Origin of the sequence: Microbulbifer sp. A4B17 (assembly GCF_003076275.1) — a bacterium.
Lineage (GTDB): Bacteria > Pseudomonadota > Gammaproteobacteria > Pseudomonadales > Cellvibrionaceae > Microbulbifer.
Genome location: NZ_CP029064.1, coordinates 4,379,951 through 4,394,835 on the forward strand (window position 1 = coordinate 4,379,951; position 14,885 = coordinate 4,394,835).

Consider the following 14,885-nt stretch of genomic DNA (forward strand, 5'->3'; position numbering starts at 1 on the left):
TCTGAACTTCTCTATTAGGAGCAGCCAAGAGGAAGCAAGATATAGAGATATCTCCATATCCTCATATTGGATTCGTACAAGGCCACATAGAAATATAATTTTCGGATGGGAGCGCTCTTCGCTTATTATAAGTTTTCCTTCCAAAAGATTCAGCCTACAAATGGAAACCAGATGGTCTATATACTTCGCTCTTACATATACCTCTCTCATACCGCTAACTCGTTAACTACTTTTACTGAACAAGCTATATTGATTAGTAACCGAAAAAATATTTTTAGACTTGAGAGGTTGATACCTCTATAAGAGACCCAATCCAACCAGTCATTATCCATTCAATATCAAAATATGATTTTTACCAGCCTTGAGTAGCAACTATTTTTGGAGAGGCACTCAACCCAGTAAAACCTACTAAAAAATACTTTCCTGCTTTGCATACCTGTAAGTATAGCGCTGCCGTATAAATTTCTACTGAAGTGACACATAAAGCTTATCAGTCGACTCATCTAAAGCCCTCAGCCATCTACCCTATATAATAAATCGTTATAGTCATATATAGATAATCTAAAAAATTGAGTGGCGCATGCTAGGATCCTCTACTATGAAAAGTATGGTGAAATATATTAGTTATATACTTTTATTTACCAAAAAACCTAAAAGCAGGTTTTAGAGAATTGCCATTCAAGGCGAGCTTATTGTAAGGACACTTCAGGACAGGCACCAAATCAACTAATCAAACTGGAAACTAAGTATGGCCAGCTGTAAAATTTATCTTGATAAATCTAAGTTATCTCCAGATTCAACCCCATCTTTTTTAGCAGACTTACTAAACAGGGCGCTTGATGTAGAAGAAGATACTGCTGTCGTGATAATACCAGCCACTTTAGCGGTTCCGGCAGGTTGCTATATTGAAATATTATGTAAAAAGCAACCTAACAGGACTCATCAGGTCTTGCAGAATCTTGCCATTCAGATTGATGAATCCGCTCGTAGGATGTTTCAAATTGAAGAGCCAATTAGAGTTCGGATTGTTATGCTGGAAGAAGATTTTATTTTTGGGGTAAATTAAAAATAAGAAATCTTATAACACAGACAAATAACTATAAATCTAAGCCTATAAGTTCAGGCAAGTTTTTTCACTTGCCTGAACTTAGCAAGAACTAAGTTAAAAATATAATCTAATTAAAATCGTATCTTAAGCCTAAGCGAATGCTGCGTGGCGTTTGATAATAATAAGCACGCCCAAAGTAATCATATGGCTCCGTCGTCCCATCAAGATCTCCTTGTTCTTCCACCTCTAAAACAGCATCATTATTAAAAACATTAAAAACATCCAAGCTAACTAACAATCTCTGATTGTCAGCAAACTCAATCGGGTATTGTGCATTTAGGTCAAGATTCCAGTAATCATCAGTTCTTCCCAGACTACCTCGTGAATTGAGCTCTCCTTGACAGTAAAAAGACTCAGATCCATATTCCTGGGCAAACACATCATTCGGATGCATTCCAAAGCAGTTTTTTGGACGGCCTGTCTGCCACATGAAATTGGCCCCTAATCTCAACCCCATATCAAAACTATAGGTACCAAAAGCTTTGACCGTGTGCCTGCGGTCATTTGGCAGATCGCCATACCCACCCTCTATCAATCCCGGTTGATCAAAGTTAGTTGTTAACCCTGAATCTGTTTGTCCATTATCTGAACGAACGTACCCTTCATTGTTACCCCAGCTATGCCCCCAAGTATATGAGGCATCTAATGACCACCTGCCATCAAATGGGCGCTTGAAAGTAAATTCAACAGCACCGTATTGTCGCTTAGCCTCAGGATACCCTAGTTGAGCTGCCGATAAATTAATATACTCCCCCTGTTCAGGAATATAAATTCGCATATCGTTGCCAGGGTTAGTCAATACATACTGGTGGAAACCACCAAATATATCTTCGACGCTGGCACCATCGACCTTAGATGCATCCCAAGTACCAGAGGAGTTATAGTAGTCAATTACTGCTGCATCAATAGCCAAATCTTCTAACGCAACTTCCAAGTTGCGATAAATACCGCGAACACCAAGCTGAATACCGCTATCCATAATATATTCATATCCGAGAATATACTCAGACTGATACATTGGGTCGATATTCTTATCTACAACACTTTTGGTATCTTTTAGACTACCATCAGCATAATATCCGAGACCATCGGATTCACCTAAATTGCAAGGCGTTGAATCACTATTCAGGCAAGAACCATCCCAATCGAACCACTCAGTGGTATATAATTCTGTACCAGCAAGTCTTACATTGGTATTTGAAGCTACAGGAAGGTAATAAAGACCAAAATTTGCAAATATCTTTTGCTTTCCTTCACCAGTTGGATCCCATACAGTAGAAAATCGCGGTGCCCACTGATCACTCACGTCAATAAATTCCTCTCCTGCTGCATTCTTATTGGTGAAAGTCTCATTCCGCAAACCCAACTGAACAGACCAGTCATCTGTTATCTGCCAGGTATCCTGTAAATAAAAAGCTGTAGACTCTGTTTCAAAACTGCCAACATTTTCGTAGATAAGGTTGCGAGCCCGTCCTAGCTCTGGATAGAGCCTCCACACCTCTCCCCCTGAATACGTGGTATTTTCTGTAAGGTTATTTGTCTCATTATCAATACCAACTTCAACAAAATGATCCTTAATAACCCAGGAGAAATCAATACGGAACATTTCCCGTGTATCTTCTCCAACTTCTACTGTCGATCCAACCCAATCACCAATTGATACTCGACCCGGGTTGTACCAATAAACGGTAGAAGCATCTTTGTTTTCTGGTATTTCACTTCGATCCTGTGTGTTTTCACCATAGGAAATACTTAAAGTCATATCATCATTTAAGTTGCCGATATAGGAAGCTATCCAGTTGAAACCTCCCCTTCCATAGACAATATCGCCGATATAATCGCCTGTTTGCTCTGTCTCAGAATCATAGTTATAAATACCTTCTACAATATCTCTTTCATCACTAAAGGCGGTAAGCTCTATTCGATGGTCTTCAGTAATATAGCCATCTATTTTCACCCCCCAAAAGTCTGATTCGGTTTCCTCTTTATAGCCACGACCACTGGTCATCCCATAGTATTCTTTATTTTTTAAAACACCACTATAGAGAGCATAAAAAAACAATCTGTCTTCTATGATTGGCCCCGAAGCATAAATATTTGCCTCCCGAGCATTTAGTTCATCCTGATCATTATCGTAGACAAAGGTATTTGGAGCGGTTTCAGTCTCCTCATCATAATAAAAACTAGTACCAAATTTAAATTCATTAGAGCCACTCTTGGTAGTAGCGTTCATTACCCCACCCGTAGAGCGACCAAACTTGGCTGAATAGCCACCAGTTTTTACTTGTATATTATCGTAAAATTCAAATGGAACTGTAGAGTAACCCAACCCATTCCTAAAATTAGTAGTATTCAATCCATTAATGTAACTTACATTTTCTGCAATTGATGCTCCTGCAAAACTAGTCCCACCACCGAACTCATCAAAAGTACGATCACCCCTAGAAACACTTGGTGCAAGAAGAGTAACCGAGTCCAAGTTTCGTGCCACAGGAAGCTCTATAATTTCATCTGATGATATCACCAAACCTGACTCAGCAATTCCTGTATCTACCTGAGAAATTCTCTGCCCTTGAACAATAACTTCCTCCATTTCAGAACTATCGCCGAGAGCAATATTAACAGTCCCCCCCAAACTCACCGATACTGAACGAGATTCCGTGACTTGGCCACCAGAATAAAGGTCCAACTGGTATTCTCCAGGAGGCAGGCTTCCCACTCTAAATTCTCCGCCATTACCTATGGAAATATCTTTAGAAATGCCTCGAGCAACATCTGTAATTCTTACTTTGTCTGATTTTGCTACATTTAGCACAGACCCCCTAATTGTACCAGTCGTATTATCTGCTAGAGAAATTGAGCTTATTGAAAGAGTTGCACCAATTGAAATTGCTAACAGGCTCTTAGAAAAACCCTTCTTAACTTCATATATAGAAATCATAAAACCCCCAGAAATTATCTTTATTTAAATAACTGGGACGCAATCTGGCACATCGAGACAGACATCCCGAGAACCGTCATTCTCAACTTTACAAATAAAAAATCACACATAAAAAATGCAAATCAGTTCTCAAAAAAAACAAAACACTTAATACTTTTAATAAAAAACAAACAAAAGACTGATACGCGATATAGCAACTATGAACATTCGAAATATGGAGAATAAGAACAAATTAAACGCCAACAAAACATTAAGACAGATTAAAACTATGGAAATGGCACGAAAAAATCAATTAAAAACCCAAACCCTCAGCACAAATATATTTACCTTGATATAAAAATAACAAAGCACCAAAATTAATTAACAATTAGATAAAATCATTTAAAAAAACAACAAGTCATTTCCACTTAAAAATTCCCTATAAACTAAGGAATTTAGACTATTGGTTATTTTTCAAATAATGTATGAGGGAAATAAAGCATATAAAAGGTGGGCTCCCCCACCTTAAGATTGATTTGGCGCTATACTATTTACGCAAAAACTCCAGCATCCACCTGGCAACCGCATTCTCATGGATATCGTTCTTTAGCGACTCCTGCCCTTTATCAACCACAGCTTCACCAAAAGCTTTCCGACGAAGCTCCATTAGGCTGTTTGAATAAGGCTTGGTAAATTCAGGATGCGCCTGGAAGCTAAGCATATGGCCATCCACTTGCACCATCGCCATAGGACAGAACTCACTGGACGCCAGTACTCGACCACCTGGTGGCAGCTCATCCACCTGGTCCTGATGCGTCACTAGAAGGCTAAAGTTAGGCGCGGGCTCGGACATCCAGTTTGGCGTCTCCTGCATCTCATAGGTGTGCACTCCCAGCCCCCAGCCCTTATCTGATTTGCGCGCCCGGCCTCCCAAGGCCTGGGCAATTAACTGGTGACCAAAGCAAATACCGATGGTTGGCTTTTTCTCATCATGGAGCTTTCGTACAAAGTCCATTAGCGGTGGAATCCAGGGTTTATCGTCATATACGCCTGTCTTACTACCCGTAATAAGGTAGGCATCCACTTCATCTATCTGTGCTGGGTACTGACCGTGCTGGACTTCGTAGGTATTAAACTCCAGCCCGGGGTCCTGGTCGCGCAGCAGGTCGGCAAACATTTCTGGGTACTCCCCAAATTCGCCCACAAGCTCTTTGCGCACATCATCGGTTTTTAAAATTCCAATCTTCATTATTTTCACCGCTGAATTGACTGCTTAGTATTGGGATTATGGCATATCGAAGCATCAGAGGCCGCAAGCTAAAGCATTTGGTGCTCAATACCAATAACGCCACCAGCACATCGTTCATCATAGATCTCTTATCTATCAGGTCAGCCTGATAGCATTTTAACCGGTCACCTAGGAGCAACATTTCTTCCAAGGCATTCTTAGCTGAAGTAGTTTTGTGTATGATCTCGCCTTTAGCACATTTTTCAGCCAACCCTTCGGCTACAGGGCGATCCAGAGGCAATTAGGGTCGCTTGCAGTAACGACTGAGGACAAACAATGACCACAACAACCTCCCCGAGCGATCGACAGGACGGTCCACCCGGGCGCAAGACAGCCTTTATCCGCTTCCTAGATGCAGTGGAATGGCTCGGCAACCTTCTCCCCCACCCGATAACGCTGTTCGCATTATTCGCCGTTGGCGTGATAGTCATTAGTGGTATCGCTTCTTACTTTGGCCTGTCTGTCCCCGATCCCCGCCCGGTAGGCGCTGCTGGCCGAGCACCAGATGGCGTTATTGAGGTATTTAACCTCTTAAGTGGTGATGGCCTCAGGATGATCGTTACCAGTCTGGTGAAGAATTTCACCGGATTTGCCCCCCTGGGCACAGTTCTGGTAGCTCTATTAGGGGTTGCGATTGCCGAGCACTCAGGCCTGTTGAGCGCTGCTGTACGGGGCCTGGTACTCCAGGCTTCCAAACGCACGGTGACTGTTATCGTAGTTTTTGCCGGTATTATCTCCAATACAGCCTCTGAATTGGGCTATGTGGTACTGATTCCATTGGCAGCAATGATTTTCCACTCCCTCGGTCGGCACCCTATTGCCGGCTTGGCCGCTGCATTTGCCGGTGTCTCAGGCGGCTACAGTGCTAACTTGCTGCTGGGAACCGTGGACCCGCTGCTGTCGGGGATCACTGAATCCGCAGCCCACATGATTGACCCGACCTACTCAGTGGGCCCGGAGGTAAACTGGTTCTTTATGATCGTCAGTACCTTCCTGATCACTGGAGTTGGCAGCTGGGTGACCATGAAGATCGTAGAGCCCAAGCTGGGTAAATATGATCCCAGTGAAGCATCTGTCGACCTGACTCAGGACAAGGTTGGCACACTGACCGACGCCGAGAAACGTGGTCTCAAGTATGCAGGCTTAGCCGTTCTGGGCGTATCCGCTGTACTCGCTTTAACGGTAGTACCCGAGTGGGGCGTCTTACGTAACCCAGAGACAGGCCTGGTAGCGGGCTCCCCCTTCCTTAAAGGGATCGTTTCACTGATCCTGGTGTTCTTCGCTATCCCCGGTTTTGTCTATGGCAAGGTTGTCGGCACCATGAAAAATGACAGAGATGTCATTGATGCCATGGCCAAAAGTATGAACAGCATGGGAATGTACATTGTGTTGGTGTTCTTCGCCGCACAGTTTGTCGCCTTCTTTAAGATCACAAACCTGGGTACCATCTTTGCCGTTCTGGGTGCTGATGCACTACAGAGCATCGGCCTCACCGGACCGCTGCTATTCCTGTTCTTTATCATGATGTGTGGCTTTGTGAACCTGATGCTGGGCAGTGCCTCAGCTCAGTGGGCGGTAACAGCTCCCATCTTTGTGCCCATGCTGATGCTGCTGGGTTACGCTCCGGAAGTAATTCAGGCGGCCTACCGTATTGGTGACTCCGTAACCAACGTTATCACACCGATGATGAGTTACTTCGGCCTGATTATTACCTTTGCCGCGCGCTATAAGAAAGACCTGGGTATGGGAACTCTGATCGCTACAATGATCCCCTACTCCATCTTCTTCTTTGTCGGCTGGACAGCTCTGTTCTTCATCTGGGTCTTTGCCCTCGGGCTGCCAGTTGGCCCAGGTGCAGCCACTTATTATGGCAGCTGACCCATTACCCAAATACTGATCCAAGAGCCCGCTTCAGCGGGCTTTTTTATCTGTTCAGGATGACTATTCTTCAAGCGTGGTCATTTTTATTCAGCTGCGACTTCCCCCAAAAATGTTAAAGCGTTCCTGAAATCGCCAGTCAATCAAGATAGCTTTAGGTAGAGGAAAAAAAGTGGATAAAATGTGAAAAAAATTATTATTCCCAAATCTAGAGTCACCATAAAACAAAAATATTTTATTGCTGTCATTTAGAAATAAAGTTTCAATATATTAAGCTTTAGCAGCATTTTTTTTCATTAGGTGACACTTTGTTTATGGGTAAAAGTCAGAAGCCCTTCGAATCCACAAAAAAAAACAAGTAATATAGGCCTTGAAATAATACCTAGCGGAGACTGATAGGCGGATTGCGCCAGTTTCGCCTGCCCTGTTTTAATCTCAAATATTATTTTCTCAGGATGAGCCGTGTGCACTTTGTGGTAGTTAGTGCAGTAACAATTATCCATCGCACACAATACATATCAGGAAATCGAAATAAAACAGGCATTCGCCAATATGACGGTTTCGTTAATCCGTCAGACAAAGCCCAGGAAAGCATAATCCTGGAATTTGCTCTTAATTGCAGATTCCTAAAATTATCGGGCGCCCCTATCAGTTGAACATTTCCGCTCAAATAGAAGTTGCGACCCGGCACGCCTAATAATTAAATCAGGCTGGGTTCTTGGAAGGATTTGGAAGACATTGACCCAACAAATAAGAGCTAAGCTGTTAACCGGCTTTTATGACCAAGTATCCCAGCTAAATGGCTGCCCGGAAACACTGCTTAATAGCGCCGGTATTAACCCCGAGCAAGTTGAAAAACTCGAGGGGTATCTCCCGTTGAGTAAAGTGACTGACCTTGTTGAAAAGGCTGCCCGCCAACTCAACTGTGCAGATTTCGGACTGAGACTGGCAAAAAGCCAGGGGGCTGCAGCCCTGAGTTCTCTCGGTGCGGCAGTATTGCAGTCACTGACTCTGGGCGAGTTCCTCAATGCTGCGGTAAAACAATTTGCCGCCCCACCTTATAACCTGCGAGTAGAGTTAGAAGTTAAAGGGCTGCAAACGTTTATAACTTTTCATTGTTTAAATGACTTGGAAAGTTATATACCTTCAGACTCTCCATTACCTCTTGAGCTATTCCGGGAATTTCTCCTCGGGGTTTCCGTTGTCGCATTGCAAATACTGTGTGGAGAGAAATTTCATTTGGAAGCGGTTATTTTAAAATCCAAACAACCGCTCCACGACAAGTACCAAGACTTTTTTGGTACAGAGGTACAATTTTCACAAAACAGCGATACCCTGGTTCTCAGCAGCAGCCAATTGTCCCAGCCTACAGAGAAATGTAATCCGGTATTGAGGCCTCTGCTGAAGTCTTATATCGATAAAGTGCTGGAACAAGGTGAATCAAACCTGATTCATCAGGTAGAGCAACTTATCTACTGCCTGATGCCCCTAAAGCGTTGCAGTCTGCAGGAAGTTGCCAACCAATTGAGCATGCATAAGCGCACGCTGCAGCGCAGGCTGCGCGACCGGGAATTGGTATTTGAGGATATTCTGGACCGAATTCGCCGCGAGCGTGCAGAGCACTACCTCAGCAGGAAGTTGCCGCCTATGGCCCAGATTTCCAATATGCTGGGATACCGGGAACAGAGTTCATTCAACCGGGCCTGCGACCGTTGGTTTGGGGCCACCCCCATGAAAGTGAGACGCAGACTATTGAGTGAAGCTGCTGCAAAAGCTGCACTGGAAACCGAAAATTAAAATTCTTTCAGGCAGAATAAACCGTGGCACAAACCAGACTCAGGTTTGCGTCACGACTACTTTCGCCCAAATAGCCAACCTCTAAGCCTCGTACCCTAGCAACTTCGCCTCGCACTTAGTAACAATACGCAGATATTTCCCCGGATAGGCAGTCATAAAGCGGCCTCAGTGCACCACACTTCTTTACAAGTAATCCACATTACTTACTCATTCCTCAACTATTTTCGATTCAAGTCCCAGGGCGATATCAGGAAGCCAATGTTCTGCTGAGCGGTCATCGCCATTACCCGAGCCTATAGTTTCGGGCGACAGCAAAAATCTCTGTCAAAGCCCTATGAGCGAAATCAAGGCTCTGGGACTCCCCTCAATGTGCCTACGACAGGAGAAGATGATGAAAAGAATATTTATCCCAGTAGCAGCCCTTTTACTGGCCACAAATGTATCTGCGCAGGGTCGCCAACCGCCGCAAGAAGCGATTGATGCCTGTAGCAGTTTGGCAGAGGGCGATGCCTGTAGTGTAGAAACACCGAGAGGCACCATGGAAGGCACCTGCCGTATGCCGCCACAAATGGAACAGCTGGTCTGTGTACCTGCTGGCGGCAAGGGCAAAGGTGGCTCCCGTCCCACGGAAGATGAAGATCAGTAAATTCCAATAAGTAGCGGCCGGCCAGCGGCACTGTAAACCTTGAGATGTGATTATGAAGAAGTGGTTATTTGCGGGGCTTTGCAGTATTGCGCCGCTCGCGCTGGCTCACGTACCAGAAAGCGCCCTGGAAGCCTGCCAGGATCTATCCAACGGCGCCAGCTGTGCTATGGAACTGCCCAACGGCCGGATGAGTGGCCGCTGCCGTACCCTGCCCCAGTCACACGGCCTGGCCTGTGTTCCTGAGCGAAAATCGGCAGCGCGCCCAACCGGGAGCGCCGCTGGCGGACGCCCCGCAGCCCGCAAACATACAGTAGTGCAGTCCGACGGTCTGCAGCACACAGTCCCTGCTACCGAGGCGCCCATCACCTTTAGTGAAGTGAGTATCAGTATTCAAGGGCCTTGGCGCGTTATTGAGGCCAACGGTATTTCCGAGCACAAGACTGGCACCTTCCCCAATCGCGGCAATCCCCATGAAATCGAGGTGCAGCGCTACCGTTTTCGAGTTCCGGCTATACCCCAGATCGCCGCTCAATCCACACCGGTTCCGCTACAGGATTTTGGTATCGGCCTGAACGGGGTACCCTTCGACCCCAGTGCCGCCGAATGGTATCTGGGCAACCGCGGGCGCTGGCGCTACGAAGCCCTATCCGGTGCGATTCAGTTAGGTGTAGACGATAACTACGCCCACGTTCAACCCAATGGCGCCTACCACTATCACGGCATTCCCACCGGCTTGCTGCAGCGCCTGGGGGTGTCCAAGGAAAGGCATTCACCGCTAATTGGCTGGGCTGCCGATGGCTTCCCTATCTATGCCCTATACGGCTATGCCGATGGTTGGGAGCCGGAATCCGGTATTGTGGCGATGAAGTCGAGCTATCAGGTGAAACCAGGGAACCGCCCCAAAGGCAGTAAAGAGCCAGGAGGTTACTACGATGGCACCTTTGTAGATGACTACCAGTATGTAGCCGGCTCCGGCACCTTGGACGAGTGCAATGGCAGGATGGTTCGTACCCCGGAATTTCCTCAGGGTACCTATGCCTACTTCCTGACTGAGGACTGGCCGATTATCCCACGCTGCTACAAAGGCACACCATCAGAGGATTTTCGTCGTGGCCCCGGTAACAATCAGCGTGAGAGGACAGCCAAAAGACCAGCCAGACGCCTATGACCCTCGGGACTTAGAAAGCTCACATCCCCTAGAGAGAAAACCCTGCAATATTACTCTTGGCAAAACGATTCGCCCCTTTGATAGTGCAAAAATTGAGATTGCGCAATGAGGGGCTGATCACAGATTTTTAAGAGACGTTAACTCATATCAATCACAGCCAGCGCTTCCGCCAGGGTTTTAACCGAGTGCATTTCCATTCCCTCGATATCGTTCTTAAGACGGTTGGCTGCAGGCACAATGGCTTTGCGAAAACCATGTTTGGCCGCCTCGCGCAAACGCTCCTGGCCCGAGGGCACCGGGCGAATCTCGCCTGACAGCCCCACTTCCCCGAATACCACCAGATCCCGGGGCAGGACACGGTTGCGGAAACTGGACACCACCGCCAATAACAGTGTCAGATCGGCGCTGGTTTCCATCACCTTTACCCCGCCGACCACATTGATAAAGACATCCTGGTCCCCCACCAAGACCCCACCGTGGCGATGCAACACAGCGAGCAGCATGTTCAAGCGGTTCTGGTCGAGGCCCACCGCTACCCGGCGGGGGTTGCCGAGGCTGCTATCGTCCACCAGGGCCTGCAACTCTACTAACAGCGGCCGGGTGCCCTCCCACACCGAAGTCACCACAGAACCGGCTGCGATCTCCTCGGCCCTTTGCAGGAAAATGGCTGAGGGGTTGGATACCTCTTTCAAGCCCTGCTCTGTCATGGCAAACACGCCGAGTTCATTGACGGCCCCAAAGCGATTTTTATGGGCCCGCAGTGTGCGGAAGCGGGAGTCGTGGGTGCCTTCGAGGAGAATGGAGCAGTCGATAATATGTTCCAGCACCTTGGGGCCCGCGAGACTGCCATCTTTGGTGACATGCCCCACCAGAATCAGCGCCGTGCCGGTCTGTTTGGCAAAGCGGGTCAGGTAGGCCGCACTCTCGCGCACCTGTGCCACAGAGCCCGGTGCCGATTGAACATCGCTCATGTGCATCACCTGGATCGAGTCCACTACCATAACCCGAGGATTCACTTCCTTGGCCGCCATGCAAATACGCTCCACATCGGTTTCGCTGAGCAATTGCAGGGAATCCGTGGGCAGACCTAAGCGCTTAGCGCGCATAGCAACCTGCTGGAGAGATTCCTCGCCGGTGATATAAAGCGCCAGCATTGAAGTGGCGAGATGGCACAGGGTCTGAAGTAAAACGGTGGATTTACCGGCACCGGGATGGCCGCCGATCAATACAACGGAACCCGGCACCAGCCCGCCGCCCAATACCCGATCCAGTTCCGAGGCCGAAGTGGGAATACGCGGCAATTCACTGAGGTCGATTTCTGATAATTTTTGCACTTTGCCAGCACCGGCGGAACCGGCGTAGCCACTTTGTGCATCAGTAAAATTCGCGGCGCGGCTGTCCTTGTGATCCGGCCCCAGACGTACTTCCGATAGGCTATTCCAAGTGCCACAAGCACTACACTGCCCTGCCCATTTGGTGTAGTCGGCGCCGCATTCATTACACACATAGGCAGTTTTACGTTTTGTGGCCAAGACACTCTCCCGAAAAGTCACAGAATTTAACGGCGCACAGTTTACCCCTTATCCGGCCGAGGCGGGTGGTGCTCAGCGGTCAAAAATGACTCTCCTACACTGATCCCTTCTATTGGCATCTTCTCCTTCTAATTGGTCTATCTGCGCGATTGATCTAGATCAATTCACCCAGCCCCCTCCGAGATAACATCCGCCGCTGCCTCTACCCACTAATGGGGAGGCGCTGAACAACACTGACTAACCATCGAACAGGAAGTAAGTATGTCGTCTATTACTCTTCGCGGCGCGATCCTGGCGCTCGCCATGGCCTCGACCTCCGCCCTGGCTGCGGATCACGAAGTTAAGATGCTGAACCAGGGCAAGGAAGGCATGATGACTTTTGAACCGGCATTTCTCGCGGTAGCACCGGGCGATTCTGTCACCTTCCTGCCCACTGATGCCGCCCACAACACTCACTCAGTTTTGTCCCCTGCCGAGGGCGCTACCTGGAATGGCAGCATGGGAGAAAAGGTGACTGTCACCTTGAACCAGGAAGGTGTCTACGTATACCAGTGCGACCCACATCTGCCACTGGGTATGGTTGGGGTAATTCAGGTAGGTAAGGCAACCAACTTGGAAGAAGCCAAGAAGCATGCCGAAGGCATGAATGCCGGTATTGCTATGAATAAGGAGAGGCTCACTCAATACCTCGGCCAAGTCCAATAAGGGGAGTCGCGGCGTGGACATCCTATTTGAAAAAGGTCACCACCTGGTTGCGCGGTTCGGCGATTTGGTCAAAGAGCAGAATGGCAGCGATGGGGTACAGGCCAATCAATTTGTTATTCGCCGCGGCACCAAAGGGGCGCTTATCGATCCCGGCGGCGATCTGACCTACACACACCTCACCATTGAGCTCAGCCGCCATTTGAACCTGAGTGAACTGGACCTGATCCTGGCCTCTCATCAGGATCCAGATATTATCGCCTCGCTGCCGCGCTGGATGCTGCATTCGCGCTGTAAGGTAGCGGTGTCGAAACTGTGGTCGCGGTTTTTGCCACACCTCGTTTCTGGCTTTGTCGCCTCGCGTGCCGGTGCTGAGCGCTGGCAGGAACGCATCATGCCTCTGGATGATAAGGGAGAGATTATCCCCTTCAGCGACAGTGAGATCTGGGCGCTGCCAGCGCACTTTATGCACTCCTGTGGCAACTTCAGTTTTTATGACCCGGTCAGCCGCATATTATTTTCCGGCGATATCGGTGCCTCCCTCGGTGGTGAGGAGGGCGAAGTCAAAGATTTCGACGAGCACCTGCCGTCGATGGAAGGGTTCCACCGCCGCTATATGGGCGGGAACTGGACCTGCCGTCTCTGGGCCAAGATGATTCGGGAACTCAACCCCGCAATGATTGTGCCCCAGCACGGCGGTTACTTTGCCTCAGGCGATGTCAAAGAGCGCTTCCTGGGCTGGCTCGAGCGCCTCGAATGTGGGCCGGACCTGTTGCGACACCAGGACTTCCGCCTACCCCTGGGCCGCTCTTAATCCACCATCCCGCAAGCGGGAAAGTTGCACCGGCAGAGGCCAGCCCATACACTGCGGGCTGGCTTGTTTTCTGAATACCGCCATGCACACCGGGATCTTCCGCCTATTTTTGCTCATACTGTTACTGGCCTTCGGCGGCCAGGCAGTAGCGTCATCCTGTGCGGAAACACACGAATCCCCAGCGGCATCCATCGCCGCAGAAGAAAAAACCCACTGCGACGGGGCAACCCTTGAGAACTGCAGCGATAGCCATCCCTCCAGTTGCACCGCTGAGTGCAACTGTTGTGCAGGGCCAGGCACCAGCTCTGCAGTAAACACTCAATATAAAATCCTTGTATACAACCGCAATCTACTTGTAACAGCCTACCGGGAATTTAATTCCTCTCCAGATCCGGAAATGGCACTGCGCCCACCCATATTCCGCACTTAATGGGCCCCGTATGCCTAGGCATACGCGTACTCCCCAGTTTTACTCCAAATATTTTTTATAAATACCCGCACACCTATGTGCGCCCTAAATCTCATCACCGGAGTTCATATGAACCGTTCAATTTTGATCGCTATTGCTGCGCTACTCACAACCCTGGCATTAAGCGCCTGTGCCGAATCTCCAGACCCCCAAAAGGAATCTGTGAGCCTGACCACTTATAAATCCGCCACCTGCGGCTGCTGCAAAATTTGGGTTGAGCATGCCCAACAAAGTGGCTTTGACGTCGTAGCAAAGGATGTCGAAGATCTTAACGGCGTAAAAAAGCAGCACCATATCTCTCCGCGCTACCAATCCTGCCACACCACAGTGTCAGAACAGGGCTATGTTTTTGAAGGGCATGTACCGGCAAAGCTGATACAGCGTTTCTTGCAAAATCCACCGCAAAATGCCATTGGCCTCGCAGTGCCAGGTATGCCCCTGGGCAGCCCCGGCATGGAAGTGGGCGACCGTTTTACGCCCTACCAGGTAATGCTGCTTAACAAAAACGGCAGCAGCGAAATTTACGCCGAAATCAATACGGCACAAGAGCAGTTTTAAAAGGG

The 14,885-nt window shown here is 48.2% G+C and carries 12 protein-coding genes; 8 read left to right on the forward strand and 4 right to left on the reverse strand.

Going from position 1 to position 14,885, the window contains the following annotated elements; translation table 11 throughout:
* Window positions 1–748 precede the first annotated feature (748 nt).
* Complete coding sequence (locus BTJ40_RS19240) at window positions 749–1,066, forward strand: hypothetical protein (protein WP_108734595.1); 318 nt, start codon at window positions 749–751, stop codon at window positions 1,064–1,066.
* 109 nt (window positions 1,067–1,175) lie between these two features.
* Here BTJ40_RS19240 and BTJ40_RS19245 read toward each other — a convergent pair whose 3' ends face one another.
* Window positions 1,176–4,049: a TonB-dependent receptor gene (locus BTJ40_RS19245; RefSeq protein WP_108734596.1), complete on the reverse strand. Its 2,874-nt coding sequence runs from the start codon at window positions 4,047–4,049 to the stop codon at window positions 1,176–1,178.
* Window positions 4,050–4,575: 526 nt separating this feature from the next.
* Window positions 4,576–5,277, reverse strand: a complete 702-nt coding sequence (locus tag BTJ40_RS19250) for a GMP synthase (RefSeq protein ID WP_108734597.1) — start codon at window positions 5,275–5,277, stop codon at window positions 4,576–4,578.
* Between the two features lie 315 nt (window positions 5,278–5,592).
* On the opposite strand from BTJ40_RS19250, the gene BTJ40_RS19260 reads away from it, so the two are divergent.
* The 4 genes from BTJ40_RS19260 to BTJ40_RS19275 all read left to right on the forward strand — a co-directional run bounded on the left by BTJ40_RS19260 (window position 5,593) and on the right by BTJ40_RS19275 (window position 10,805).
* A complete protein-coding gene (locus tag BTJ40_RS19260) occupies window positions 5,593–7,194 on the forward strand; it encodes an AbgT family transporter (protein ID WP_108734599.1) in 1,602 nt (533 codons plus the stop codon).
* Window positions 7,195–7,932: 738 nt separating this feature from the next.
* On the forward strand, window positions 7,933–8,991 hold the full coding sequence (locus BTJ40_RS19265) for an AraC family transcriptional regulator (RefSeq protein WP_108734600.1): 1,059 nt from the start codon (window positions 7,933–7,935) through the stop codon (window positions 8,989–8,991).
* 391 nt (window positions 8,992–9,382) lie between these two features.
* The gene (locus BTJ40_RS19270; RefSeq protein WP_108734601.1) at window positions 9,383–9,637 is read left to right on the forward strand and encodes a hypothetical protein; all 255 of its coding nucleotides are present in this window, start codon (window positions 9,383–9,385) and stop codon (window positions 9,635–9,637) included.
* Between the two features lie 52 nt (window positions 9,638–9,689).
* Entirely contained in the window at window positions 9,690–10,805 is a 1,116-nt protein-coding gene (locus BTJ40_RS19275; RefSeq protein WP_108734602.1) for a YHYH protein, read from the forward strand.
* Between the two features lie 137 nt (window positions 10,806–10,942).
* Here the strand turns inward: BTJ40_RS19275 and radA are convergent, their stop codons facing one another.
* Window positions 10,943–12,337, reverse strand: a complete 1,395-nt coding sequence (gene radA, locus BTJ40_RS19280; RefSeq protein WP_108734603.1) for a DNA repair protein RadA — start codon at window positions 12,335–12,337, stop codon at window positions 10,943–10,945.
* A gap of 261 nt (window positions 12,338–12,598) precedes the next feature.
* On the opposite strand from radA, the gene BTJ40_RS19285 reads away from it, so the two are divergent.
* Both BTJ40_RS19285 and BTJ40_RS19290 read left to right on the forward strand, forming a co-directional pair.
* Entirely contained in the window at window positions 12,599–13,042 is a 444-nt protein-coding gene (locus BTJ40_RS19285; protein ID WP_108734604.1) for a pseudoazurin, read from the forward strand.
* Between the two features lie 13 nt (window positions 13,043–13,055).
* Window positions 13,056–13,853, forward strand: coding sequence for an MBL fold metallo-hydrolase (locus BTJ40_RS19290; protein ID WP_108734605.1), 798 nt, complete (start codon window positions 13,056–13,058; stop codon window positions 13,851–13,853).
* On the opposite strand, the gene BTJ40_RS22865 is transcribed toward BTJ40_RS19290, so the two are convergent.
* The gene (locus tag BTJ40_RS22865) at window positions 13,833–14,171 is read right to left on the reverse strand and encodes a hypothetical protein (RefSeq protein WP_238152064.1); all 339 of its coding nucleotides are present in this window, start codon (window positions 14,169–14,171) and stop codon (window positions 13,833–13,835) included. The genes BTJ40_RS19290 and BTJ40_RS22865 overlap by 21 nt on opposite strands.
* 220 nt (window positions 14,172–14,391) lie before the next feature.
* Here BTJ40_RS22865 and BTJ40_RS19300 point away from each other — a divergent pair, with 220 nt between their 5' ends.
* A complete protein-coding gene (locus BTJ40_RS19300; protein WP_108734607.1) occupies window positions 14,392–14,880 on the forward strand; it encodes a DUF411 domain-containing protein in 489 nt (162 codons plus the stop codon).
* The last annotated feature ends 5 nt before the right edge of the window (window positions 14,881–14,885 follow it).